This is a genomic window from Bradyrhizobium mercantei, from assembly GCF_001982635.1.
GTDB classification, from domain to species: Bacteria; Pseudomonadota; Alphaproteobacteria; order Rhizobiales; family Xanthobacteraceae; genus Bradyrhizobium; species Bradyrhizobium mercantei.
In genome coordinates this window covers 345,835-368,952 of record NZ_MKFI01000003.1, presented here as the reverse complement: position 1 = coordinate 368,952, position 23,118 = coordinate 345,835, and the positions used below count along the sequence as shown (strand labels likewise).

Genomic DNA, 23,118 nt, shown 5'->3' with positions numbered 1-23,118 from the left:
TCCCAAACGCTGAAGTCATGGAATGATCATGTCGTCCGGCGAGAAAATGCCGGACGAAGTTTCGTTTGGACCGGACTTCCGTCCGGCCCAGCCGCCCCGCCGGGAACGCCGATGGGCCTCAGCCCATCGCCTCCAGCTCGTCGATCATGCCGGCGATGACGGACAGGCCGCCGTCCCAGAATTTCGGATCCTTGGCGTCGAGCCCGAACGGGCGCAGCAGCTCGGAATAGTGCTTGGTGCCGCCGGCGGCGAGCATGTCGAGATAGCGCTCGGCGAAGCCATCGGACGCGTGCTCGTAGACCGCATAGAGCGAGTTCACCAGGCAGTCGCCGAATGCGTAGGCGTAGACGTAGAACGGCGAGTGGATGAAGTGCGGGATGTACATCCAGAACGTCTCGTAGCCCGGCTTGATCTCGATCGCGGGCCCGAGGCTCTCGCCCTGCACGCTGAGCCAGAGCTGGCCGATCCGCTCGGCGGTGAGCTCGCCGTTCTTGCGCTCGGTGTGAACCGCGCGCTCGAATGAGTAGAACGCGATCTGCCGCACCACGGTGTTGATCATGTCCTCGACCTTGCCCGCGAGCAGCGCCTGGCGCTGCTTGGCGTTCTTGGTCTGGGACAATAGTCGCTTGAAGGTCAGCATCTCGCCGAACACGCTCGCGGTTTCCGCCAGCGTCAGCGGCGTCGGCGCCATCAGCGCGCCGTTCTTCGCCGCCAGCACCTGGTGGACGCCGTGACCGAGCTCGTGCGCCAGCGTCATCACGTCGCGCGGCTTGCCCTGATAGTTCATCAGCACATAGGGATGCGCCGACGGCGTGGTCGGATGCGAGAACGCGCCGGGTGCCTTGCCGGGACGGACCGGCGCATCGATCCAGCGATCGCTGAAGAAGCGCTCGGCGATCTCGGCCATTCTCGGCGAGAAGCCGTTATAGGCCGACAGCACCATGTTGCGCGCCTCGGGCCAGGCGATCGTGCCGGTTGCCGCGAACGGCAGCGGCGCGTTGCGATCCCAGTGCGGCAGCTTCTTCTTTTTGAACCAGCCGGCCTTCAGCGCATAATAGCGATGCGACAGCTTCGGATAGGCCGCGCGCACCGAGGCGACCAGCGCATCGACCACCTCGCGCTCGACGCGGTTGTTGAGATGGCGGGAGTCCGCGACATCCTGGAAACCGCGCCAGCGGTCGGAGATTTCCTTATCCTTGGCGAGCGTGTTGGTGATCAGCGCGAAGCTGCGCTCATTGTCCTTGAAGGTCTTGGCCAGCGCCTGCGCCGCCGCCTTGCGCTTTTCCCCCGCCTTGTCCTGCAACAGATTCAGCGTCGGCTCGATCGCGAGCTCCTTGCCACCGACCTTGAAGCGCAGGCCGGAGATGGTCTGGTCGAACAGCCGGTTCCAGGCCGCGTAGCCGCTCTGCGCCTTTTCGTGGAACAGCTGCTCGACGCGATCCTCGAGCTGGTACGGCTTGTCCTTGCGCAGATCCTCGATCCACGGCCGGTAATGGCCGAGCTCGGGTTCGGCCATCGCCCGCGCGATCACGTCATCGTCAACGCGATTGAGCTCGAGCGAGAAGAACAGGAGGTGCACCGATGCCGCGGTCAGCCGCTCGGACACATCGCCGTAGAATTTCGAGATGGCGGGATCGACGCTGTCGCCGGCATGGACGAGACCGGCGTAAGACCCGAGACGGCCTGCCAGATCGTCGATCGCCTCGTAGCGGCGGATCGCCTCGGCCAGCCACTTTCCGCCACCCTCCCCGCCGGTATTTTCGGCAAGCTTGCCCTTGTAGTCGGTCTCAAACGCGACGCAATCTGCATCCATTTTCTGCAGATCGCGCCCGACCTCGGGCGCGTCGATACCGGAGTAGAGATCTGCCAGATTCCATTCCGGAAGCTTGCCGGTCTTGTCGGCTGTCTTTTTTGCCGCCGGGCCGGCCGACGCCGGTTTGCGTTGCGCGGCCGTCTTGCGCAGTGCGGCCTCCTTGCGGAGAGCGGCCTTGCTGAGAGCAGACTTGTTGGATGCGGTTTTGGAGCGCGAGGTCATCTTGTTCGTAACCTTACTTCAGTCGGAAAGATGTCGGCGGCGGCGGAATGAATGCGGGTTTGCAACATTTAAGAGTGCGTTAATCGGCATCGGCGACAGTGCCCCGATTCGAGACAAATAATCGTAGCGTGCGGGGAAAACCATGGCTGCCACCATTTTGATCGCCGATGATGACGCAGTACAGCGTCGTTTGGTTGAAAACATGGTGCAGAAGTGCGGCTATGAGCCCCTCGTCGTGGACAGTGGCGATGCGGCGGTCGCGGCCCTGACCGCGTCCGAGACGCAGGCGATCGACGCCGTCGTGCTCGACCTCGTGATGCCGGGCCTCGACGGTCTCGGAGTCCTCGCAAAGATTCGTGAAGCTGGTTTGAACGTCCCGGTCATCGTGCAGACCGCGCATGGCGGCATCGACAATGTGGTGTCGGCGATGCGCGCCGGTGCCCAGGATTTCGTCGTCAAGCCGGTCGGCTTCGAGCGGCTGCAGGTGTCGCTGCGCAACGCGCTGAACGCGTCGGCGCTGAAGGGCGAATTGCAGCGCATCCGCCACAGCCGCGAGGGCCGGCTGACCTTCTCCGACATCATCACCCGCAGCGAGGCGATGGCCGGGGTGCTGCGTACCGCACAGAAAGCTGCATCCTCGACCATCCCGGTGCTGATCGAGGGCGAGTCCGGCGTCGGCAAGGAACTGTTCGCGCGCGCCATCCACGGCAGCAGCGAGCGCAAGGCCAGGCCGTTCGTCGCGGTGAACTGCGGCGCGATCCCGGACAATCTCGTGGAATCGATCCTGTTCGGCCATGAGAAGGGCGCCTTCACCGGCGCCACCGAGCGCCACCAGGGCAAGTTCGTCGAAGCCCATGGCGGCACGCTGTTCCTCGACGAGGTCGGCGAATTGCCGCTGGCCACGCAGGTGAAATTGCTGCGCGCGCTGCAGGAAGGCACGGTCGAGGCCGTCGGCGGCCGCAAGCCGGTCAAGGTCGACGTGCGCATCATATCGGCGACCAACCGCAAGCTGCTCGATCTCGTGAAGGCCGGCCAGTTCCGCGAGGACCTGTTCTATCGGCTGCACGTGCTGCCGTTGACCATTCCGGCGCTTAGGCAGCGCCGCGAGGACATTCCGCATCTGCTGCGGCATTTCCTGGCGCGGTTCTGCGCCGAGGAGAACCGCAACATCACCGGCATCAGCGGCGATGCGATGGCGCACCTCGCGCAGCTCGATTGGCCGGGCAATATCCGCCAGCTCGAGAACACCGTGTATCGCGCGGTGGTGATGAGCGACGGCGACCAGCTCGGGCTCGCCGACTTCCCGCAAGGCTCGGCGCATCCGGTGCCGGAAGGAAAGTCGCTGCAGGGCGAGCCGCTGGTGGTGTCGCCGTCCACGGCGCCCGCCATGTTCTCCGGTAATGATATACCGGTAACGGCCACCCTCCCGACCACCGGCGGCCTCTCGATGCTCAATGCCGCCGGCGAGGTCCGCCCGCTGGAAGATCTCGAGAACGAGATCATCCGCTTCGCGATTTCGCATTATCGCGGACAGATGTCGGAGGTCGCGCGCCGCCTCAAGATCGGCCGCTCGACGCTCTATCGCAAGCTCGACGAAGCGGCGGCCGACACGCGCACCAGCGACGCCACCTAGGCCCTGAGGCCGACGAGGCCATTACCAGGGAACCTTTTGAACCGTGTCGTGGCGGTGACAGACAAAGACTGTGCCGCGTGGCAAAAACGCACAGCCCGAGCGAAATCAGCTGCTTCGAGGTCAGTTTGTCGTGAGTTGCCCCGCATGGCGCTGGCTGCATAAGAGGGGCAAATGTATCGTCTGCGTTCGTTGCGTGCAGGCGTGCGAGTCGATCGAGAGGCCGGCGCTTCCGCGCAAGCTATGAAACCAAATACTGATTTGAACTGTTCCAATTCGCTGAGGGGCAGTTTCACCCAGGGGGTGTGACGATGCGTGACTGTTCGAACAACCGTCGGGGATTTGACCGCGTCTTGATGGCCGTCGCGGCAACCTTCCTCACGGTGTCCGCGACCTCTGCCTTCGCGCAGGACACGCCCCACTCCAGCGCTTCGGAACTCGCGATCGATGCCGCGATCCCGCGTCCCGAGCCGGCCAATGTGCCGCCCCCCACCGCAAGCGATTTCAAAGCCGACACCACCGCCGCGCTGCCCGACGCAGCCAAGCCGGCCGATGTGAAACCCGCCGACGTGCAGGCCACCGAGGCCAAGCCGGTTGATGCGAAACCTGCCGATGCAAAGCCGGCGGAGCCGAGCGCGACGGCCAAGGCGGTCGAGCCGAAGCCCGCCGATGTCGCGACGAAGCCTGCTGACGCGCCGAAGGCGGATGCACCGAAGACCGATACCGCGGTCGCGCCATCCGCAACTCCGCCCGCGCCGGCAACGGCCACCGCGCCCACCGCAGCGCCCGCGACGGCGGCGGCTCCCGCGGCCGAGCCCGCGAAGGCCGCGAGCACTGTCGCTGCCGAGGATCAGCCGGTCGCCGACAAGCTGCGTGACCTGCTCGCCAACAAGTCGCTGCGCACCTTCGATCGCAAGAACGAGCGCGCCGCCGCCGAGAAGTTTTATTCAGCGCGCGAATACGCACCGGTCTTCACCAAGGCCGGCAAGCTGACCGACGCCGGCAAGGGCGTCATCGCCCGCCTGAAGGACGCCGCCGCCGACGGCCTCGATGCGGCAGACTATCCGGTGCCGGATTTCGCCGCAGCAACGACGCCCGATGCGCTGGCCGACGCCGAGCTGAAGCTCGCGGCCAGCATGCTGGACTATGCCCGCCAGGCCCAGAGCGGCCGCATGCACTGGTCGCAGGTGTCGGCTGATATCCTCTATCCCGAGCATCCGATCGATCCGGCGGAAGTGTTCGCCAACGTGACCTCGGCCAAGGACGCCTCGGCCGCGCTCGACGGCTACAACCCGCCGCAGAAGCTCTACAAGGAGCTGAAGAAGAAGCTCGCCGAGCTGCGTGGCCAGGGCGACGGCCCGGTCATCACGATCGCCGACGGCCCGACGCTGAAATACGCCGCCGCGCGCAAGAAGCAGGCCGCGGTCGAGATGGACGATCCGCGCGTGCCCGACCTGCGTAACAAGCTCGGCGTCAGCGAGAATGCCGACAGCACGAAGTATGACGCCACGGTTGCCCGCGCGGTGGAGCGATTCCAGAGCAGCGTCGATCTCAAGCCGACCGGCGTGCTCGACGAGCGCACGGTGAAGGCGCTGAACAATCCGAAGCGCGACCGCCAGATCGACACCGTGATCGTCAACATGGAGCGCTGGCGGTGGCTGCCGCGGCAGCTCGGCGCCGCCAATGCCGGCAACGCCTATGTGATCCTCAACATCCCCGACTATACGCTGAAGGTGATGCAGAACGGTGCGCAGGTCTGGACCACGCGCGTCGTCACCGGCAAGCCCGGCCAGCATGCCACGCCGCTGCTGACCGAGACGATGAAGTACATCACGGTCAACCCGACTTGGAACGTGCCGCCGTCGATCATCTACAACGAGTACTTGCCGGCATTGCAGCAAGATCCGACGGTGCTGCAGCGCATGGGCCTCAAGCTCGAGCGCAACCGCGACGGCTCGATCCACATCTCGCAGCCGCCCGGTGAAGCCAACGCGCTCGGTCGCATCCGCTTCAACTTCCCGAACAAGTTCCTGGTCTATCAGCACGACACGCCGGACAAGTACCTGTTCGCCAAGGACGAGCGCGCCTTCAGCCACGGCTGCATGCGCGTGCAGAATCCGGATCAGTACGCATCCGTGCTGCTCAACATCACCGAGCCGAACCAGCACTACACGCCGGAGAAGATCCGCAGCATGTACGGCTCGAGCGAAGTCGATCTGAAATTCCCGACGCCGATCCCGGTCAACATCACCTACCAGACCGCGTTCGTGGACGACGGCGGCAAGCTGCAGATCCGCAGGGACGTCTATGGGCGCGACGCCACCATGCTGTCGCTGCTCAGGAACAGCCGCGGCAAGGATCTCGAAACGGTGGTGGCGCACGCCCAGCCGAGCTATTCGCGTCCGCCGAGCAGCAGCCTGCCTCCGGGCGTCAACGTCGCCGGCGACAACAGCGGTTTCGGATCCTCCGGACCGAACTTCTTCGAGCGTCTGTTCGGAGGATTCGGCCAGCCGGAGCCGCAGCCGGTACGCCGCGGCCAGGCCCAGCAGCAGCGCCGGGTGATTACCCGCTAATCTGCTCCGCGGCCCGATTGCGATAAATTTTGAAGCAAAATCAACGATCTCGCTCAAGAAGCGAGATCGTTTACGTTAACCATTTCGGGTCTCGGCCGGGGGACAGGGCTATCTTTTGCCACACTCGCCCAGTTAGTTAAGCCTAACTTGGGGGCGGGTCGGTAAACCTCGGTTAACCCTCCCGCTTTAAGAAAGCGTTCACCGTCTTCCGCAGGGGGTCTGCGAAGATACCGACCGAACGCTCGTCGACTGGGTGGGCTCATAGTGCTGGCTGTTTTCGCACGCCGCTACAATCCTCTGTCGCTGCCTAAGGCCGGATACCAAGTCGGCCTGACTGCGCTATTGCTGTTGGCGGGTGCCGGATCGGTGCACGATGCGACCGCGCTCAACCAGACCCGCACCCTCTCCTTCCATCACACCCATTCCAACGAAGACCTCACCGTCACCTTCAAGCGCGACGGCCGCTACGACGAAGCCGCGCTGAAGCAGCTCAATCATTTCCTGCGCGACTGGCGTTCCCAGGACGAGACGGTGATGGACCGTCATCTGTTCGATATCCTCTGGGAAGTCTATAACGACGTGGGCGGCAAGCAGCCGATCCAGATCATCTCCGCCTACCGCGCCCCTGCCACCAACGCCATGCTCCGCCGCCGCTCCTCGGGCGTCGCGCGCCACAGCCAGCACATGCTGGGCCATGCAATGGACTTCTTCATTCCGGGCGTGCCGCTGGAGCAGATCCGCTACGCCGGCCTGCGCCTGCAGCGCGGCGGCGTCGGCTTCTACCCGACCTCCGGCTCGCCGTTCGTGCATCTCGACACCGGCGGCATTCGCCACTGGCCGCGGATGACCCGCGAGCAGCTGGTCAAGGTGTTCCCCGACGGCCGCACCGTCCATGTCCCGACCGACGGCACGCCGCTGAAGGGCTATGAGCTCGCCAAGGCCGACATCGAGCGCCGCGGCAATGGCGACGATGCTGCCACCATCAGCAAGCCGACCCTGTTCGCCAAGCTGTTCGGCGGCGGCAAGTCGAGTGACGATGAGGACGAGGGCGCGGTCCCGGCGAACGACAAGCCGGCCGCCAACACCGTCGTCGCCGCAGCCGCTCCGGCCAAGGCAGATCCCATTCCGCTGCCGCGCGCAAAGCCGCAGTTCGCCGCCGCGATCCAGCTCGCCGCCGCCGACGCGCAGCTGGTTCCGACGCCGAAGCCCAAGCCGGCGGTGGAGGTGGTGCAGACGGCCGAGAACACTGCGCCGCAATCGCCTGCCGACATCATCAATGCCCGCGGCTTCTGGGGTGACGAAGGTGCCGCGCCGAAGCAGGCCTCGGCCGCGCAGATCGCTGCGCTGAAGGCCCGCGAAGCGGTTGGCGGCTCCGATCCGCAAACCACTGCCAGCGCGACCGAGAACTTCAACAAGGCGCTGGCCTATGCGCCGGCTGCGACCTCGCCGGTCGATCGCGCCAACATCGTCGCGGCGACCGCACCGATCCCGCGCAATGTGCGCCCGACCCGCAATGCGGCGGCGCCAGCCACCGAAATCAACACCGTCGTCGCGAAGGGCGCACCAAGCCAGGGCGTGATCACGACGTCGGCGCGGATCTCCGCCGCCAAGGGCAACGATATCTGGATGCGCGTCGTGATGCTGGCGCCGAGCGCGAGCAGCAGCATGCTGACCACGGTGCTTGGCGACACCGACATGACCATGATGCGGGCTCATTTCGTGAAGCCGCAGGCCGCCGTCGCCATGACCTTTTCGGAAGATCCGATGCTGGGCATGAGCTGCGACCATTTCTCGGGGTCGGCGACCGCCCCCCTGACCACGCAGTCCTTCGTGCTGCGCACCGCCTCGCTGCGCTAACTCCTCCGAGACGCCCCTTTCATCTGCCGGCTACGCCGGCAACCCTGCCTTGAGCAGGCCGGCCTCGTAGCGCGCCCGGTCGGGCTCGCGCTTGTAGTGCTGGGTCGTCAGATGCTCCGCGACCGAGAAGGCCGGCTCGCGCTTCAGCACCTCGGCCACGTGCGCTGTGGCAGCCACCATATTGCCCATCTGCGCCATGGTCGCGGCGAGGAAGGCGTGGTGGGTGTGGTCTGGCCGCGTGATCCGCGAGAATGCCTCGGCCGCATCGGCGTATTTCTCGGCGCAATAGCAGGCCCGGCCGAGATGACTCCAGAAGCGCTCCGGATGGAACGGATTGAGGCGCATCGCGCGCTTGATCCAGTCGATGCCTTCTTCGGGCCGGCCGAGCCAGGTCAGGAGCTCGCCCTGCTGCACCACGACAAGATCGTAGTTGGGATTGAGCGCGAGCGCGCGTTCCTGGTGGAACGCGGCCTTGTCGTGGTCGTCGCGGTTGAGGTTCAGCGCGGCGAGAATGCGGTGCACGTCGCTGTCATTGTCGTCGAGCTTGAGCGCGATCTCGAGCTCCGAGGACACCTGCGCGAAGGTCGCGTCGCGATCGGTGCACCAGTTGTAGACCCAGGTCTGGCCGAGCACACAGGCCCGCCAGGCGTGCGCATGGGCGTAGTTCGGATCAAGCACGATGGCGCGCTCGAGCAGGCGCTGCGCCTCCGCATTGTCGTCCCGTGCCGAGCGATGATGCAGCACCTTGGCGGCGAGCACGCACTCATAGGCCGCCATGTTGTCGGTCGGCTTGCGCTTGACGCGGTCGTGGGCCGCTGCCTCGACGCGGCCCGGCAAGGTCGACACGATCGCGCGGGTCATCTCGTCCTGGATCGCGAAGATGTCGGCCAGCTCGCGGTCATAGCGTTCGGCCCAGACATGCCGGTCGGCCACGGCATCGATCAGTTGCACGGTAACGCGGATCCGGTCACCCGCCTTGCGCACGCTGCCTTCCAGCACATAGTCGACCGCGAATTCCTTCGCGACGTCCTGCACCTTCACCGCCTTGCCCTTGTACACGAAGGTCGAGTTGCGCGAGATCACGAGCAGATCGTGGAAGCGCGACAGCTCGGTGATGATGTCCTCGGTGAGCCCGTCGGCGAAGAATTCCTGCTCCGGATCGCCGCTCATGTTGACGAGCGGCAGCACCGCAATCGAGGGCTTCTTGGCAACGACTGGGGCGGCCGCCGCACTCGGCTGCGCAGGAGCGGCCCCGGCACCCGATTGGAGATGGACGCGGAAAACCCGGATCGGGCGCGCGATGTTCTTGACGGTCTGGTCGCCGAGATCCTCGAAGCTCAGATCTTCGAGGCGATCGCCGACCTGATCGCGAACCGCGCCGGAAATGCAGATGCCGCCGGGCTCGGCCAGCGTCTCCAGGCGCGACGCGACATTGACGCCGTCACCGAAGATATCGGCGCCGTCGACGATCACGTCGCCGAGATTGATGCCGATGCGAAACTGCATCCACCGCGCCGGCGCGACGTCGGTGTTGCGCTTCGCCATCCGGCTCTGGACCTCGGCCGCGCACAGCACGGCATCGACGACGCTGTGGAATTCGACCAGCAGACCGTCGCCGGTGGTCTTGATGATGCGGCCGCGATTTTTGCTGATGGCCGGATCGATCAGCTCGATCCGATGGGTCTTGAGGCGCGCAAGGGTGCCCGTCTCGTCAGCCTCCATCAGGCGGCTATAGCCGACCATGTCGGCGGCGAGGACCGCAGCGAGCCGGCGCTCTGGTCCTGGCACGTCCATCTGAACGATCTGCCCGTTAACCTCACCGGCAGTCTAGCAAATCAGGGGATGTCACCCAAGCCTCGACAGGAGGCTCGCGAGAGGCCATCGGGAGTACCTTGGGCCGGGGCCACCCTGACCCCAGCCGCCGCCTCAGAGCATCCCGAGCGCCTGCATGTAGGTCTCCAGGATGGTCTCCTGCTCCTGGCGCTCGTTGGCGTCCTGCTTGCGCAGGCGGACGATGGTGCGCAACGCCTTGACGTCGAAGCCGTTGCCCTTGGCCTCGGCATAGACGTCGCGGATGTCGTCGGAGATGGTCTTCTTTTCTTCTTCCAGCCGCTCGATGCGCTCGATGATCGACCTGAGCTGGTCCTTGGCAAATCGCGTTGCGGGCTCATCCTGAACGGCGGCAGACGTGGTGGCCATCGCGTACTCCTGAAATGGCATTGAATGGTCGCGCGAATACGCGCCACGCGCACCGCTTGCTGCGGGCGACCCTCGATTTTGGAGCGCGTTCCGTCAAGGAATCATCGCGCTCATCCACAGCGCGCCCACAGGAGATGCTGACGGCACCGGAACTGATGTCACAGAGGCTGAGATTTAATGGCCGCTTTGGGCCTTCTTCATCGCCGCAAGCTGCTCCGGCGTCGCGCTGCCCTGATACTTCGCCTTCCATTCCTCATAGGGCATGCCGTAGACCGCCTCGCGGCTCTCGTCCTTGCTCACCGCAAGGCCCTTGGCATCGGCCTCTTCCTTCATCCAGTTGGACAGGCAGTTACGGCAGAAGCCGGCGAGGTTCATCAGGTCGATGTTCTGCACATCGGTCCGGTTGCGCAGATGATCGACGAGGCGCCGGAAGACTGCGGCCTCAAGTTCCGTTCTGGTTTTGTCGTCAATGCTCATGATTGTGATCATCCCGGTGTGTCGCGCTCACCATATTGATATCAGGTGGGAATTGTCACAGATTTTGCCATATCGGCGCGCAAAACGACCCTGCCCGGCTGCGCCGGCCACGGTCCCGCAGCATGGCAGATGGGCGCCCGCCCGTTGACAGTGCCTGCCGGGCACGCGAAATCGTCAATGATTTGATATAGCTTCGCCGCATGAGCCCAATAGATTCTCTCGCCTCAGCTCCCCGCAATCTCCGCCTCGTCCTGGCCGGCATCCCGCCGGTGCTGGCGCTTGTCGCGGCATGCCTGTGGACGAGCCCGGCGGCCGCAGATTTCCGGCTCTGCAACAACACGTCGAGCCGCGTCGGGATCGCGCTCGGCTACAAGGACGCCGAGGGCTGGACCACCGAAGGCTGGTGGAATGTGTCGTCGCGGACCTGCGAGACCCTGCTGCGCGGCAACCTTGTGGCGCGCTACTACTACATCTACGCTCTCGACTACGATCGCGGCGGCGAATGGTCCGGCCAGGCCTTCATGTGCTCGCGCGACAAGGAATTCACCATCAAGGGTACCGAGAATTGCCTAGCGCGCGGCTTTGACCGCACCGGCTTCTTCGAGGTCGACACCGGCGAGCAGCGTGCATGGACCGTCCAACTGACCGAAGCCAACGAACAACAGCCGCAGAAAGTACCGGGAATGCCGGGCGGCGTGGGCCCGGGAAGCCCCGGCGCGATGCCGGGCCTGCCGAACCCGCCGCCGGGCGCAGCGCCTCCGGGCGCGTCTGGTCTGCCGCCAGCCGCAACGCCGCCCGGAAACAAACCATGAGACGCCTGCGTCGAATCAAGATCCTCGCAACGCTCGGCCCGGCCTCCTCAGACAGCGCGATGATCCGCAAGCTGTTCGAGGCGGGCGCCGACGTCTTCCGCATCAACATGAGCCATACCCCGCATGACAAGATGCGGGAGTTGGTCAAGACCATCCGCAATGTCGAATCGAGCTACGGCCGGCCGATCGGCATCCTGGTCGACCTGCAAGGGCCGAAGCTGCGGCTCGGTGCGTTCGCGGAAGGCTCGACCCAGCTCAAGAACGGCCAGAGCTTCATCCTGGATTCCGACAAGACGCCGGGCGACAACAGCCGCGTCCAGCTTCCGCATCCGGAGATCCTCGCCGCGCTCCGCCCCGGCCATGCGCTGTTGCTCGACGACGGCAAGGTGCGGCTGATCGCCGAGGAAACCTCGCCCGAGCGTGCGGTCACGCGCGTGGTGATCGGCGGCAAGATGTCGGACCGCAAGGGCGTCAGCCTGCCCGACACCGATCTGCCGGTCTCCGCGATGACGCCGAAGGACCGCGCCGACCTGGAAGCCGCGCTGCCGGAGGGGATCGACTGGGTCGCGCTGTCCTTTGTGCAGCGGGCCGAGGACGTGCTCGAGGCCAAGAAGATGATCCGCGGCCGCGCCTCTGTGATGGCCAAGATCGAGAAGCCGCAGGCGATCGACCGTCTCGCCGACATCATCGATGCGGCGGATGCGCTGATGGTGGCGCGCGGCGATCTCGGCGTCGAGCTGCCGCTGGAGCGGGTGCCGAGCCTGCAGAAGCAGATGATCCGGATGGCGCGCCGCGCCGGCCGCCCGGTGGTGGTCGCGACCCAGATGCTGGAGTCGATGATCCAGGCGCCGGTGCCGACGCGCGCCGAAGTCTCCGATGTCGCCACCGCCGTCTATGAAGGCGCCGACGCCATCATGCTGTCGGCGGAATCCGCCGCCGGCAAATTCCCGGTGGAAGCGGTCTCGACCATGAACCGCATCGGCGAGGAAGTGGAGCGCGATTCGACCTATCGTAGCGTGATCAACGCGCAGCGCGTCGATCCTGAGCCGACGGTCGGCGACGCCATTGCCGACGCCGCGCGGCAGATCGCCGAGACGCTCGATCTGTCGGCGATCATCTGCTGGACGTCATCGGGTTCGACCGCGATCCGGGTGGCGCGCGAGCGTCCCAAGGTGCCGGTGGTCGCGATCACGCCGAACCTCGTGACCGGGCGCAAGCTGTCGGTCGCATGGGGCGTGCATTGCGTGGTGGCCGAGGACGCCCACGACCTCGACGACATGGTCGATCGCGCCGGCTCGATTGCATTCCGCGACGGCTTTGCCAAGGCCGGCCAGCGCGTCATCATCGTCGCCGGCGTGCCGCTCCGCGCCCCCGGCACCACCAACATGCTGCGCATCGCCTCGGTGGGCCCGAACGGCGACGCGCAGACCTGACGCGCTTCGGTTCTGACGCAATCGAAACCGAAGCGCTCAAGCAGGGCGATCAGCCCTGCAACGAGGCGTCGAGCGTGATCCTGGTGTTGAGCAATTTCGACACCGGGCATCCGGCTTTCGCCTTGCCCGCCAACTCCTGGAACGCGGCATGATCGGCGCCCGGGATCTTGGCCGACAGCGTCAGATGCACGGCGGTGATGGCAAAGCCGTCGGCGACCTTCTCCAAGGTCACATCGGCTTTCGTCTCCATATGCTCAGCCGTGAGCTTGGCTTCTCCGAGGATCAGCGACAGCGCCATCGTGAAGCAGGCGGCATGCGCCGCGCCGATCAGCTCTTCGGGGTTAGAACCGGGCTTGCCCTCGAAGCGGCTGGCGAAGCCATAGGGGTAATCGGCGAGCGCGCCGCTCTTGGTCGAGATCGCGCCCTTGCCGTCCTTGATACCGCCCTGCCATTTGGCCGAACCATGGGTCGTCGTCATGCGTTGCTCCCTGAGGTTGGTTGAACCCAGCCACAAGCCTACAACGCCAATGCGACGGAAAGTGTTCGCTGCGTTTCCGACCTCAGGCGCCGACCAGCGCCTTCGCCGGGGTCGTCGCCTGCACCACGAGACCGCGGGCGCGCGCGTCCATCACGCCGACCGCGCGCAGCGCAAGCAGCGTCACGGTCTGCACCGCATCGCGCAGCTTGATCGGATCGTCGAGATTGCCAGGTGCCAGCGGGCCGACCAGCGCCTCGTGCAGGGCGCCGAGCAAGGCGGTGGCGGCGAGCGCCGTATCCTGCGCCGGAAGATGGCCGGCACGCACGGCGGCATCGATGCGCATGGCGAGTTCGCCGGAAATGTCGCGGCGGCTGGCGAGCCGCGAGGCGGTGACGTCGACATCGACCGGCTCGGCCAGGATGCCCCAGGCGAGCTTGCGCTGCGACAGCACGTGGACCGCGATCGTGGTCACCGCGGCGGCCAGCGCCGACGACGGTCCGGGCGCGGCGTCCGCGGCGCGCCGGATCGCGGACAACTCGTCGCGCGAGACTTCGGTGATCAATTCCGAGATCAGCTCGGCCTTGGACGGGAAATAGCGATAGACGGTGCCGGCCGCGACATTGGCCCGCACCGCGACCGGTGCGATCTGCACCGCGGCCATGCCGCCCGCCGCAGCAGCGTCCCGCGCAGCCGACAGGATGGCGCTGCGCCGGGCAGCCAGCCGTTTCACGACCTGATGTGTTCGCCGGTAGACCATGGCGTTCCGTCCCCCCACCGTGCGCCCCGGCCGGCGCCCACCGGTAGAACACACGCGTCTTCAATGTTTTGAACGATTGATCCCGCAACCGCCTGAAGAAGTGAACAACTATTCAGACAGGATGACAAGCTGGAATTGTAAGGATTTTGCGACAGCCGGGTTCCACCTCCGATTGAGCTGCCGGTGCCGCGGCACCAGGCAAGGCTCCAGCCGGCTGTCATCGGGGACATATCGCCGGTTTTCGGCAAATCCGCAGGGCCGGATCCAGGCTGCGATGGTGAATCGTGCGCTAAGATGATCGCGCAAAATCGCGGCATCTGATCGAGCGCGGCCCCCCACGATCCCTGACTGCATTTACCCGAATTTATCGGAAGCCATGATCGAGTGGGCGCCGAAGCGTCACGCGTGGCGTTGCCTCTGGATGTCCCCGGCCGAACCAAGAAAGCGCATGTCACTCTCCATCACCAGCAGCGTGAGCAGCCGTAGCTCTGTGCGAGGACTGGTGCCGCTGTGCGCCGCCGTCGGCGCCTACCTGTTCTATCTCTCGGCCGGCGAGATCCTGCTGCGCGATTCCGACTCGATGTGGCAGATCAGGGTCGGACAGTGGATCCTTGAACACGGCGCGATGCCGACCACTGACGTCTTCTCGTTCACCCGTTTCGGCGAGCCCTGGATTTCGAGCTCGTGGCTGTCGCAGGTGGCCTATGCGCTGGTGTATGGCGGTGATTGGGCCGGACCGGTGATCCTGACGTCGATCGCGATCGGCGCAACCGTCGCGGTCTTCCTCAATCTGTTGAGCCCGTATTTCGATCCGGCGCGCGCGATCCTGATCGCGGCGCTGGCGCTGCTTTTGTCGACGATCCATTTCCTCGCGCGGCCGCATGTGCTGGCGCTGCCGGTGCTGCTGGCGTTCATCGGCGGCTTGATGGCGGCCGCGGATCGCCGCACGCGTCCATCATGGTGGCTGCTGCCGCTGATGACGCTGTGGGCCAATCTGCATGGCGGCTTCGTGCTCGGCCTGGCGTTGATCGGACCGATCGGGCTGGAGGCCGTCTGGAGCGCGGAGCCCAGCCGCCGCCGTCAGCTCGTGCTGCGATGGGGCTTGTTCGGCCTCGCCGCGCTGGCCGCGAGCTGCGTGACACCCTACGGCTGGAACAGCCTGCTCGGCGCGACCAAGATCCTCAACCTCGGCAAGCTGCTGACCCTGATCGGGGAATGGAAGCCCGCGGATTTCAGCAAGCCCAGCTTCTTCGAGGCCACGCTGCTCGGCCTGATCGGCCTGATCTGCTACCGCGGGCTGACCTTGTCGGTGCCGCGGATCCTGCTGCTGCTCGGGCTGATCTGGATGGCGCTGAGCCACATCCGCAACATCGAGGTGTTCGCATTCATCGCGCCCCTCGTGCTCGCCAAGCCGATCGCGGAACAATGGGGAATGGCAGGCGCCGCCGCGCTCGGCTTCGAGGAACGCCGCTCCGCCCCCGTCGTCACGATCCTGGCGGTCATCGCGATGCTGATCGGGGCGTGGGTGACGACGACGACCTTCGTCGCGCAGCATCCGTTCAAATTCCTGCCGGCGTTCTCGCCCGCTGCCGCCGTCGACGTGCTGCAGCAGCACAAGGCGCGGCGCGTGTTCTCTACCGCGCCGTTCGGCGGCTACATGGTGAGCCGCGACATGAAGGTGTTCATCGACGGCCGCGCCGAGCTCTATGGCGAGCAATTCGTGCTCGACTATTACGCAGCGCTCGATGCCCGCGACGTCGGCCAGCTGCTCGACCTGCTCGACAAATACCGGATCGACGCCACGCTGCTGAGTTCGGATTCTCCAGCCGGAAACGCGCTGGACCACCTGAAGGGCTGGAAGCGGCTCTACAAGGACGACATCGCGGTCATCCATGTGCGGTCGGACGACAAGGCCGCCGCGGTGCCGGCCGCCGGGAGTTCGAAGTAGGATATCTATTTCCAGAGGTCCGACGGTGCCTGCTCCGTCATCCCCGCGCAAAGGCTTTGCCTTTGTCGCTGGAGGTGCGAGCGCAGCGAGCCTCGAAGGATGAATCGGCCACCGGCCGGGCCGCCGATCCTTCGAGACGCCGCTTCGCGGCTCCTCAGGATGACGGGGATAGTGCGCGGCCCCGTGATCAGGCGAGCGACGATCGGCGGGTCTCTCAATTCCCCGTCTGAAGCTCACCGAAGCGATCCCGGCTCTTGCCGTTGAAGCGCATCAGCTGCATCTGGTCGACCGGCACATGGCCGGCCGTCGTATTGACCTTGATGCCCGGCAGGGATCGGCGATGCCACGGCGCCGCAATCGAGGCCAAGCCTATTCGCCGCGGCAATCTCAGCGCCTGCTTCGCTCTTTGGCCGGGATCACGAATTTTAGCCCCGACCATATCGCATCGACGGCGCAGACCTTGATGTCGACCAGGCCGGACGCGAGCCCAGCCTCGCGAACCACCGTATCCGTGAGGTCGGTCGCGACGCCTGAGCTCTTCTTCGGCCACGACACCCAGATCATGCCGTCGGGCGCGATCGCCTCCCGGTAACGCCGCAGCCTGGTGGCGAGCCCTCTGGCCTCGGCTGCGAACAGGTGCACGGCATCGAGCGGCGCCCGCGCGGTCTTCGCGATCTTCACGTCGGCAGGCAGGTCGCCGACGATGTCGCCATAGGGGACGGACAACCCGTCGACAAAAACACAAAAGCCCGGCTTGAGGCCGAGCTTTTGCACAATCGGTTTGCCGGAGGTGCCGGCCATGGCTGCTGAGGCTTACGCCTGCGGCTGCGGCTCCAGGCCGGTGTCCGGATCGGGACGCGGGCGCGGCTTGCCGGCCGGCGGCACGGCGGAGGCGCGCGGCGTCGACGGCTCCAGCACCGACTCGCGGTTGGGCTTCTTGCCCTTCAGGAGGTCGGTGATCTCGTCGCCGGTCAGCGTCTCGAACTCGAGCAGGCCCTTGGCAAGGGTTTCGAGATCGTCGTGCTTCTCGGTCAGGATCCGGGTCGCTTCCTTGTAGCCTTCCTCGACCAGGCGCTTGATCTCGGAATCGATCTTCTGGACCGTCGCCTCGGACGCATTTTGCGTGCGCGAGACCGACATGCCGAGGAACACCTCGTCCTGGTTCTCGCCATAGGAGACGGTGCCGAGTTCTTCCGAGAGGCCCCAGCGCGTCACCATCATGCGGGCCAGGCGGGTCGCCTGCTCGATGTCGGAGGCAGCGCCCGAGGTCACCTTCTCGCGGCCGAAGATCAGCTCTTCCGCGACGCGGCCACCCATCATGATGGCGAGGCGCGAGGTCATCTGCTCCAGCGACATCGACAGCTTGTCGCGCTCCGGCAGCTGCATCACCATGCCCAGCGCACGGCCGCGCGGAATGATGGTCGCCTTGTGGATCGGATCGGTCGCGACGACGTTGAGGCCGACGATGGCGTGGCCACCCTCGTGATAGGCCGTCAGCAACTTCTCTTCCTCGGTCATGACGAGCGACTTGCGCTCGGCGCCCATCATCACCTTGTCCTTGGCCTCTTCGAACTCGGCCTGCGTCACCATCCGCTTGTTGCGGCGGGCGGCGGTCAGCGCGGCCTCGTTGACGAGGTTCATCAGGTCGGCGCCGGAGAAGCCCGGGGTGCCGCGCGCGATGGTCTTGAGGTTGATATCCGGCGCCAACGGCACCTTGCGGACGTGAACCTTGAGGATCTGCTCGCGGCCGACGACGTCCGGATTCGGCACCACCACCTGGCGGTCGAAGCGGCCGGGACGCAGCAGCGCGGGATCGAGCACGTCGGGACGGTTGGTCGCCGCGATCAGGATCACGCCTTCATTGGCCTCGAAGCCGTCCATCTCGACCAGCAACTGGTTCAGCGTCTGCTCGCGCTCGTCATTGCCGCCGCCGAGACCGGCGCCGCGATGACGGCCGACCGCGTCGATTTCGTCGATGAAGATGATGCAGGGCGCGTTCTTCTTGGCCTGCTCGAACATGTCGCGGACACGGCTCGCGCCGACGCCGACGAACATCTCGACGAAGTCAGAACCGGAGATGGTGAAGAACGGCACGTTGGCTTCGCCCGCGACCGCGCGCGCGATCAGCGTCTTGCCGGTGCCCGGAGGGCCGACCAGCAGCACGCCGCGCGGAATGCGTCCGCCGAGCCGCTGGAATTTGCCGGGGTCGCGCAGGAATTCGACGATCTCCTGCAGGTCCTGCTTGGCCTCGTCGACGCCCGCGACGTCCTCGAAGGTGACGCGGCCATGCGCCTCGGTCAGCATCTTGGCGCGCGACTTGCCGAAGCCCATCGCCTTGCCGGCACCGCCCTGCATCTGCCGCGACAGGAAGATCCAGACGCCGATCAGCGCGATGAACGGCAACCAGGAAACGAGCAGCGAGACGAACCACGGCACGTTGTCGCCGGGCGCCTTCGCGGTGATCTGCACCTTGGCGTCATAGAGGCGCTTCACGAGCGACGGATCGCTCGGCGCGTAGGTCTGGAAGCTCGTGCCGTTGTTGAAGGTGCCGTGAATCTCAGGCCCCTGAATCACGACGTCGCGGACATGGCCCTGATCGACTTCAGTGAGAAGCTGCGAGAACGAGATGTCCGAGGACGACGAGCGCTGGCCGGGATTCTGGAAAAGCGTGAACAACGCCAGCAACAGCAGGACAATGATGACCCAGAGGGCGAAATTCCGCAGATTGGCGTTCATGGTCTTCCTTCGGTGGTCGCGCGGATCGCGGCCTCTCTCTATCCTTGGGCAGGCTCTGTGGGAATCCCCAGGGAATCCATCCCGTCGATGGCATACAATCTAGGTGCCGCAGGGGTCGATGCCAAGGGAACTGCGCACGACTATTTACCGCATCCTAGCCCGATTCCCGGTCAAAAAATGGCGTGGAATCCGGTGTTTTTCCGGGGTGGTTAAGCCACCTTGCCGGATTATGACAGCGATTGAAACAATCGAACCCGGCTCAGCGGGAACGTGCCCGGCGGGGCGGCGCCGGGCCGATCCTGATACGGCCCGAGGCGACGCTGACGACGGCTCCGGCAAGGGTCTGTTTCAGCTTGGGTTCGCGTTGCCGCAACGCCTCATCGAGGGCGCCGAGCAGGGTTTCGACCTTGCCGAGCTCGGCCGGCCCCTCATGTCCGGTGCGGTCGATGGCGCGCTTGAGGAGGCGGAGGCGGATCTCCTCGGGCATCGCCGCGAACAGTGCGGCATCGAAGCCGGCGTGACGGTTATCCTCGCTATTCAACGCAAGATGGTGCTCGGCGCCGTCGACCTGCAGCTCCAGCGCGGCGTTGGCGCGCGCGAGCCGCGCGGCGAGGCGTGCCAGGTTACGCGCGTCGCCGCCCTCCTCCGCCAGCATCGGCATCAGTGCGCGCAGCCGTGGCCGCGTGAAGGACGGATCGCGGTTGGTCGGATCGTCGGCAAAGCCGATGCGCGCCTTCTTGAGCGTCGCGATCAGCTGCGCCTTGGAGACATCGAGCAACGGTCGCGTCAGCATGATGCCGGAGCGCTCGCTCTCGCGCGCCATCGCCGAGAGGCCCGCGATGCCGCTGCCACGCAGCATCCGCATCAAGAGCGTCTCGGCCTGATCGTCGCGCGTGTGCGCGGTCAGGATGTGCGTGGCGCCGTGCTTGCGCGCGGCTTGCGCGAGCAGACGATAGCGCGCTTCGCGCGCAGCCGCCGGAACGCCGGTTCTGGGTTTGGCCCCGTTCCAGCGCAAGGTGTGATGCGGCAGCTCGAGGCTCTGCGCCAGCCGCTTGACGTCGCGCGCCTCGCGCGCCGCTTCGGGACGCAGGCCGTGATCGACGGTGACCGCCACCAGCCGCGGGCCCCGCACGAGCGCACGGCGCCAGCGCGCGGCCAGCCACATCAGCGCGACTGAATCGGGACCGCCGGACACCGCAAGCACGATCGCCGGCGCAGCCGCGAGGCCCGCGAACAGGCGCTTGGCGTCCCTTGCCGGGATGGCGGATTGGTCGTCGGGCATCGCAGAACCAGCGTGTCGCGGGAAAGGCCGAAGCGGCCTCCCCTTGCCGGTTTAGCACTTCACGCGCTTCTGCTCGCGGTCAACCGCAGCTTTGACCCCGCCGGACGCGCGCGGATACTTGCGCGTGATCTCGCCGAACGCGGCGCAGGCGGCTTCCTTTTCCTTCAGCGCCGCCAGCGACTGGCCGAGCCGCAGCAACGCATCGGGCGCCTTCGCGGACTTGTCGAACTTGGTGGTCACGCCGAGGAAGGTTTCGGCCGCGTCGCGATATTGCTGGCGCTGGAAATAGCTTTCGCCGAGCCAGTATTGCGAGTCGGCCACCAAGGGATCGCTCGGGTACTTCTGGGCAAAGTTCTTCATGGTCTCTTCGGCGAGCGCATAGTCCTTGCGCTGCATGTAGCCGATGCCGAGGTCGAACTCGTCCTTCGGCGTCGCCGACGGCGGCAATGTGGTCAGCGCCGCGCTCGCGCCGGGGGCGCGCTGCGGGCCGGCATTGCCGAGATCGAGCGGCTCGCCCGCCCCGCGGCTGCCGGGCACACCGACCTGCGCATCGCTCGGCATCGGCATCTGGCCGCCGCCGAGCGCGCGCGGCACGCCCGGGGCATTCGGGTTCTGGTTCGGATCGAAGGCATCGCCGCGACCGCGGCGGCCGGGAGCGGCGGCCGGTGCCGGCTCCTGCACGATCGGCGCGGGCGTGGCGATCTGCTGCTGGTCATAGCCGCCCTGCTGCCGGCCATAGCCTTGCTGGGGCTGGGGGTAGCCCTGCTGCGGCTGGGCGTAGCCCGGCTGCGCTTGCGGGTAGGCCTGGGGCTGCTGCGCCGGCGGCACCGCCGCGACATTGGGTTGGCCCGCCGGAGCCTGTCCAGGAGAGCCGGGCGGCTGGCCGCCAAGCTGGCGCAGGCGCTCCTCGAGCTGCCGGTTGCGGTACTGCAGTTCCTCGTTCTGGCCGGTCAGCTGCCGCAGTTGGTTCTCGAGCCGCTCGATCCGCATTTCGGCATCGGAATCGTCGGACTGGGCAAACACTGGTGTGGAAACGGCGAACAACGCCGCGATCGCCGCGGCGGAGGAAAGAAAATGAAGCCTGGATGACATTTTGCCCTGACGACGAGATCGACGTGAAAAGCGAGCGACATTGAGGGACGGAGTACGCCGGAATTGTGACTGGCACTTCAAATCCGGGACAGCGTCGCGGATACCGGTTTAGTACGGACGGTGGAACAAGCAAGCGGCCAATTGGGCGCAGCTTCGTTCATCTTGATGACGGCGGCTCGGGCTTTCGCGCAGCCAAAACAAAACCGGCGCCCGAAGGCGCCGGTTTGAAAAATCCATCCGGGGTCGCGTCAGGAGCTGGCGTTCAGCACGGTGACGGCGCGGCGGTTCTGCGACCAGCACGAGATGTCGTTACAGACCGCGACCGGGCGTTCCTTGCCGTAGGAGATGGTGCGCATGCGGCTCGGATCGATGCCGCGCGAGGCCAGGTAGGAGCGAACCGACTGGGCGCGGCGAGCGCCGAGCGCGATGTTGTATTCGCGCGTGCCGCGCTCGTCGGCATGTCCTTCGATGGTGAAGGAGTAACGGTTGTAGGTCTGCAGCCACTGCGCCTGCTTGTCGAGGGTCGCCGTCGCCTGCGGGCTGAGATCGGTCTGATCGCTCTCGAAGAACACGCGGTCGCCGACATTGACCACGAAATCCTGCTGGCTGCCCGGAGTCGCGGCACTCGCCATCGCGCCATCGGCACCCAAGCCGTTCTTGTTGGCGCAGGCGCCCATCGACAGCGCCACCGCCAGAACCGCAACCAGCTTCATACCCTGGAGATAATTCATTTCCCGGAGCCTCCACGCTCACGCTCTTCGTACTACCCAATCGGTCTACAGGGCGATGGTTAAGCGAACGTTCCGTCAACCTTGACGAGACCTTGCTGGACCCCATCAAATGCCAGGCAATGGCGAAAAGCGCCCCCGATGGTTAATGGGTGGCAAATGTGGCGCGATGGTGAAGGGAAGGCAAGGTTCGCGGGAACCATTTCGCACGACGGCAATTTTGCCGCCGTCCGTGGCCAGCCGGCGACAGAAAGTTGCGGATTCGGAACGCGAGACCGGCGGCAGCGACAGGATGGCGGCCGGCTGATTCCCGATCAGGAATGCGGCACGATCGAAGGGCGCTCGAATCGGTCGATCGTCGGCTGCTCAAGCATGTGATGCTCGCGCTCGAACAGCATGCGGCGCTCGAACGCCGACGAGCGCATCATCGGGTAGCGAGTGAACACCTTGTCGCGCATGGTGGGGAAGTCCGCCGCCATCAGGCCGACCGGCTTGAGCAGGCCCGGGAACAGGCGCGGCTCGGCGATGGTCTCGTGGAAGAAGACGCGACGGTAGAACGCCTGGTGCTCGGGGCGAACGATCGCCAGCCCCAGATCGGCGCTGAAATACTCACACGCCATATAAGCGAGGCGGACGGTGACATAGGGCAGTTCCGGCGAGCGCCGGGCCCGATCGGGATCCGCTACAAACCGCGCCGGATCGATGATGACGTCATTGCGATCGAGTTTCGGATGCAGGATCTCGCCGAACGCCTCAGCAGAGCACGACTCGCGCCATTGGTTCGTCAGCACGCTGATGCGAACCGAGCTGGACAGCTCGCCGTCGAGATAAACGCCGAAGGTCCACGAATTCTCCAGATCATCATACTGATCGGTGACCCGCTGCTCCGCGGATTCCTTCACCGCGCCTTCGCGCAGATAGGCACGGTAACGCAGGTTGTAGATCTCTTCCTTTTCTGCCGGCGTTTGGGCGAGGCGGTAGTCAACCTGGTCGAGCAGCTCGGGGCCCCGCGAAAAAGCGCGCGGCGCAACCACATGGGACCTCATGAACTACTCCGGAATTTACGACAACTTTTGCGAGC

19 protein-coding genes are annotated in these 23,118 nt (G+C 65.7%); 6 read left to right on the top strand and 13 right to left on the bottom strand.

Annotation, left to right across the window (positions count from 1 at the left end; translation table 11 throughout):
• Positions 1-118: 118 nt before the first annotated feature.
• Entirely contained in the window at positions 119-2,035 is a 1,917-nt protein-coding gene (locus BI327_RS15250) for a M3 family oligoendopeptidase (RefSeq protein WP_076861238.1), read from the bottom strand.
• Positions 2,036-2,177: 142 nt separating this feature from the next.
• Here BI327_RS15250 and BI327_RS15245 point away from each other — a divergent pair, with 142 nt between their 5' ends.
• The 3 genes from BI327_RS15245 to BI327_RS15235 all read left to right on the top strand — a co-directional run bounded on the left by BI327_RS15245 (position 2,178) and on the right by BI327_RS15235 (position 8,095).
• Positions 2,178-3,668, top strand: coding sequence for a sigma-54-dependent transcriptional regulator (locus BI327_RS15245; RefSeq protein ID WP_076861236.1), 1,491 nt, complete (start codon positions 2,178-2,180; stop codon positions 3,666-3,668).
• Between the two features lie 308 nt (positions 3,669-3,976).
• Complete coding sequence (locus BI327_RS15240) at positions 3,977-6,238, top strand: L,D-transpeptidase family protein (RefSeq protein ID WP_076861234.1); 2,262 nt, start codon at positions 3,977-3,979, stop codon at positions 6,236-6,238.
• Between the two features lie 264 nt (positions 6,239-6,502).
• Entirely contained in the window at positions 6,503-8,095 is a 1,593-nt protein-coding gene (locus BI327_RS15235) for a DUF882 domain-containing protein (protein ID WP_076861233.1), read from the top strand.
• Positions 8,096-8,125: 30 nt separating this feature from the next.
• On the opposite strand, the gene BI327_RS15230 is transcribed toward BI327_RS15235, so the two are convergent.
• The 3 genes from BI327_RS15230 to BI327_RS15220 form a co-directional block, all read right to left on the bottom strand.
• Positions 8,126-9,889: an adenylate/guanylate cyclase domain-containing protein gene (locus tag BI327_RS15230; RefSeq protein ID WP_076861231.1), complete on the bottom strand. Its 1,764-nt coding sequence runs from the start codon at positions 9,887-9,889 to the stop codon at positions 8,126-8,128.
• Positions 9,890-10,021: 132 nt separating this feature from the next.
• Positions 10,022-10,294, bottom strand: coding sequence for a DUF2312 domain-containing protein (locus tag BI327_RS15225; RefSeq protein WP_050422683.1), 273 nt, complete (start codon positions 10,292-10,294; stop codon positions 10,022-10,024).
• A 174-nt stretch (positions 10,295-10,468) separates the two neighbouring features.
• Positions 10,469-10,771 (bottom strand): DUF1244 domain-containing protein, encoded by a 303-nt coding sequence (locus tag BI327_RS15220; protein ID WP_076862154.1) that lies wholly within the window; start codon positions 10,769-10,771, stop codon positions 10,469-10,471.
• A 200-nt stretch (positions 10,772-10,971) separates the two neighbouring features.
• Between BI327_RS15220 and BI327_RS15215 the strand changes: the two genes are divergently transcribed.
• Together BI327_RS15215 and pyk are read left to right on the top strand one after the other, a co-directional pair.
• The gene (locus BI327_RS15215; RefSeq protein ID WP_076861229.1) at positions 10,972-11,583 is read left to right on the top strand and encodes a DUF1036 domain-containing protein; all 612 of its coding nucleotides are present in this window, start codon (positions 10,972-10,974) and stop codon (positions 11,581-11,583) included.
• Positions 11,580-13,016 (top strand): pyruvate kinase, encoded by a 1,437-nt coding sequence (pyk, locus tag BI327_RS15210; protein WP_076861227.1) that lies wholly within the window; start codon positions 11,580-11,582, stop codon positions 13,014-13,016. Before BI327_RS15215 ends, pyk begins: the two co-directional genes overlap by 4 nt.
• Positions 13,017-13,065: 49 nt before the next feature.
• On the opposite strand, the gene BI327_RS15205 is transcribed toward pyk, so the two are convergent.
• Positions 13,066-13,494: an OsmC family protein gene (locus tag BI327_RS15205; protein WP_076861225.1), complete on the bottom strand. Its 429-nt coding sequence runs from the start codon at positions 13,492-13,494 to the stop codon at positions 13,066-13,068.
• Positions 13,495-13,576: 82 nt separating this feature from the next.
• Entirely contained in the window at positions 13,577-14,251 is a 675-nt protein-coding gene (locus BI327_RS15200) for a TetR/AcrR family transcriptional regulator (RefSeq protein ID WP_076861223.1), read from the bottom strand.
• Positions 14,252-14,699: 448 nt separating this feature from the next.
• On the opposite strand from BI327_RS15200, the gene BI327_RS15195 reads away from it, so the two are divergent.
• Positions 14,700-16,199 carry a hypothetical protein gene (locus BI327_RS15195; RefSeq protein ID WP_076861221.1) on the top strand — a complete coding sequence of 500 codons (1,500 nt, stop codon included), beginning with the start codon at positions 14,700-14,702 and terminating at the stop codon, positions 16,197-16,199.
• A gap of 214 nt (positions 16,200-16,413) precedes the next feature.
• On the opposite strand, the gene BI327_RS42320 is transcribed toward BI327_RS15195, so the two are convergent.
• The 7 genes from BI327_RS42320 to BI327_RS15165 all read right to left on the bottom strand — a co-directional run bounded on the left by BI327_RS42320 (position 16,414) and on the right by BI327_RS15165 (position 23,083).
• Positions 16,414-16,566: a hypothetical protein gene (locus BI327_RS42320; RefSeq protein WP_159450452.1), complete on the bottom strand. Its 153-nt coding sequence runs from the start codon at positions 16,564-16,566 to the stop codon at positions 16,414-16,416.
• Positions 16,567-16,586: 20 nt separating this feature from the next.
• Positions 16,587-17,000, bottom strand: a complete 414-nt coding sequence (locus BI327_RS15190) for a DUF3052 family protein (protein WP_076861220.1) — start codon at positions 16,998-17,000, stop codon at positions 16,587-16,589.
• Positions 17,001-17,012: 12 nt separating this feature from the next.
• A complete protein-coding gene (ftsH, locus tag BI327_RS15185; protein ID WP_076861218.1) occupies positions 17,013-18,935 on the bottom strand; it encodes an ATP-dependent zinc metalloprotease FtsH in 1,923 nt (640 codons plus the stop codon).
• A 259-nt stretch (positions 18,936-19,194) separates the two neighbouring features.
• Entirely contained in the window at positions 19,195-20,217 is a 1,023-nt protein-coding gene (gene tilS / locus BI327_RS15180; RefSeq protein ID WP_076861216.1) for a tRNA lysidine(34) synthetase TilS, read from the bottom strand.
• A 51-nt stretch (positions 20,218-20,268) separates the two neighbouring features.
• The gene (gene ybgF / locus BI327_RS15175; RefSeq protein ID WP_076861213.1) at positions 20,269-21,309 is read right to left on the bottom strand and encodes a tol-pal system protein YbgF; all 1,041 of its coding nucleotides are present in this window, start codon (positions 21,307-21,309) and stop codon (positions 20,269-20,271) included.
• A 248-nt stretch (positions 21,310-21,557) separates the two neighbouring features.
• Positions 21,558-22,040 (bottom strand): peptidoglycan-associated lipoprotein Pal, encoded by a 483-nt coding sequence (gene pal, locus BI327_RS15170; RefSeq protein ID WP_076861211.1) that lies wholly within the window; start codon positions 22,038-22,040, stop codon positions 21,558-21,560.
• 311 nt (positions 22,041-22,351) lie between these two features.
• A complete protein-coding gene (locus BI327_RS15165; protein WP_076861209.1) occupies positions 22,352-23,083 on the bottom strand; it encodes an N-acyl amino acid synthase FeeM domain-containing protein in 732 nt (243 codons plus the stop codon).
• Between the last annotated feature and the right edge of the window lie 35 nt (positions 23,084-23,118).

Excerpts from the sequence above, each read along its gene's own strand:
- BI327_RS15250 (WP_076861238.1), bottom strand. The coding sequence starts at position 2,035 with ATGACCTCGCGCTCCAAAACCGCATCCAACAAGTCTGCTCTCAGCAAG.
- BI327_RS15245 (WP_076861236.1), top strand. The coding sequence starts at position 2,178 with ATGGCTGCCACCATTTTGATCGCCGATGATGACGCAGTACAGCGTCGT.
- BI327_RS15240 (WP_076861234.1), top strand. The coding sequence starts at position 3,977 with ATGCGTGACTGTTCGAACAACCGTCGGGGATTTGACCGCGTCTTGATG.
- BI327_RS15230 (WP_076861231.1), bottom strand. The coding sequence starts at position 9,889 with ATGGACGTGCCAGGACCAGAGCGCCGGCTCGCTGCGGTCCTCGCCGCC.
- BI327_RS15225 (WP_050422683.1), bottom strand. The coding sequence starts at position 10,294 with ATGGCCACCACGTCTGCCGCCGTTCAGGATGAGCCCGCAACGCGATTT.
- BI327_RS15220 (WP_076862154.1), bottom strand. The coding sequence starts at position 10,771 with ATGAGCATTGACGACAAAACCAGAACGGAACTTGAGGCCGCAGTCTTC.
- BI327_RS15215 (WP_076861229.1), top strand. The coding sequence starts at position 10,972 with ATGAGCCCAATAGATTCTCTCGCCTCAGCTCCCCGCAATCTCCGCCTC.
- pyk (WP_076861227.1), top strand. The coding sequence starts at position 11,580 with ATGAGACGCCTGCGTCGAATCAAGATCCTCGCAACGCTCGGCCCGGCC.
- BI327_RS15205 (WP_076861225.1), bottom strand. The coding sequence starts at position 13,494 with ATGACGACGACCCATGGTTCGGCCAAATGGCAGGGCGGTATCAAGGAC.
- BI327_RS15200 (WP_076861223.1), bottom strand. The coding sequence starts at position 14,251 with ATGGTCTACCGGCGAACACATCAGGTCGTGAAACGGCTGGCTGCCCGG.
- BI327_RS15195 (WP_076861221.1), top strand. The coding sequence starts at position 14,700 with ATGTCACTCTCCATCACCAGCAGCGTGAGCAGCCGTAGCTCTGTGCGA.
- BI327_RS15190 (WP_076861220.1), bottom strand. The coding sequence starts at position 17,000 with ATGGCCGGCACCTCCGGCAAACCGATTGTGCAAAAGCTCGGCCTCAAG.
- ftsH (WP_076861218.1), bottom strand. The coding sequence starts at position 18,935 with ATGAACGCCAATCTGCGGAATTTCGCCCTCTGGGTCATCATTGTCCTG.
- tilS (WP_076861216.1), bottom strand. The coding sequence starts at position 20,217 with ATGCCCGACGACCAATCCGCCATCCCGGCAAGGGACGCCAAGCGCCTG.
- ybgF (WP_076861213.1), bottom strand. The coding sequence starts at position 21,309 with ATGTCATCCAGGCTTCATTTTCTTTCCTCCGCCGCGGCGATCGCGGCG.
- pal (WP_076861211.1), bottom strand. The coding sequence starts at position 22,040 with ATGAATTATCTCCAGGGTATGAAGCTGGTTGCGGTTCTGGCGGTGGCG.
- BI327_RS15165 (WP_076861209.1), bottom strand. The coding sequence starts at position 23,083 with ATGAGGTCCCATGTGGTTGCGCCGCGCGCTTTTTCGCGGGGCCCCGAG.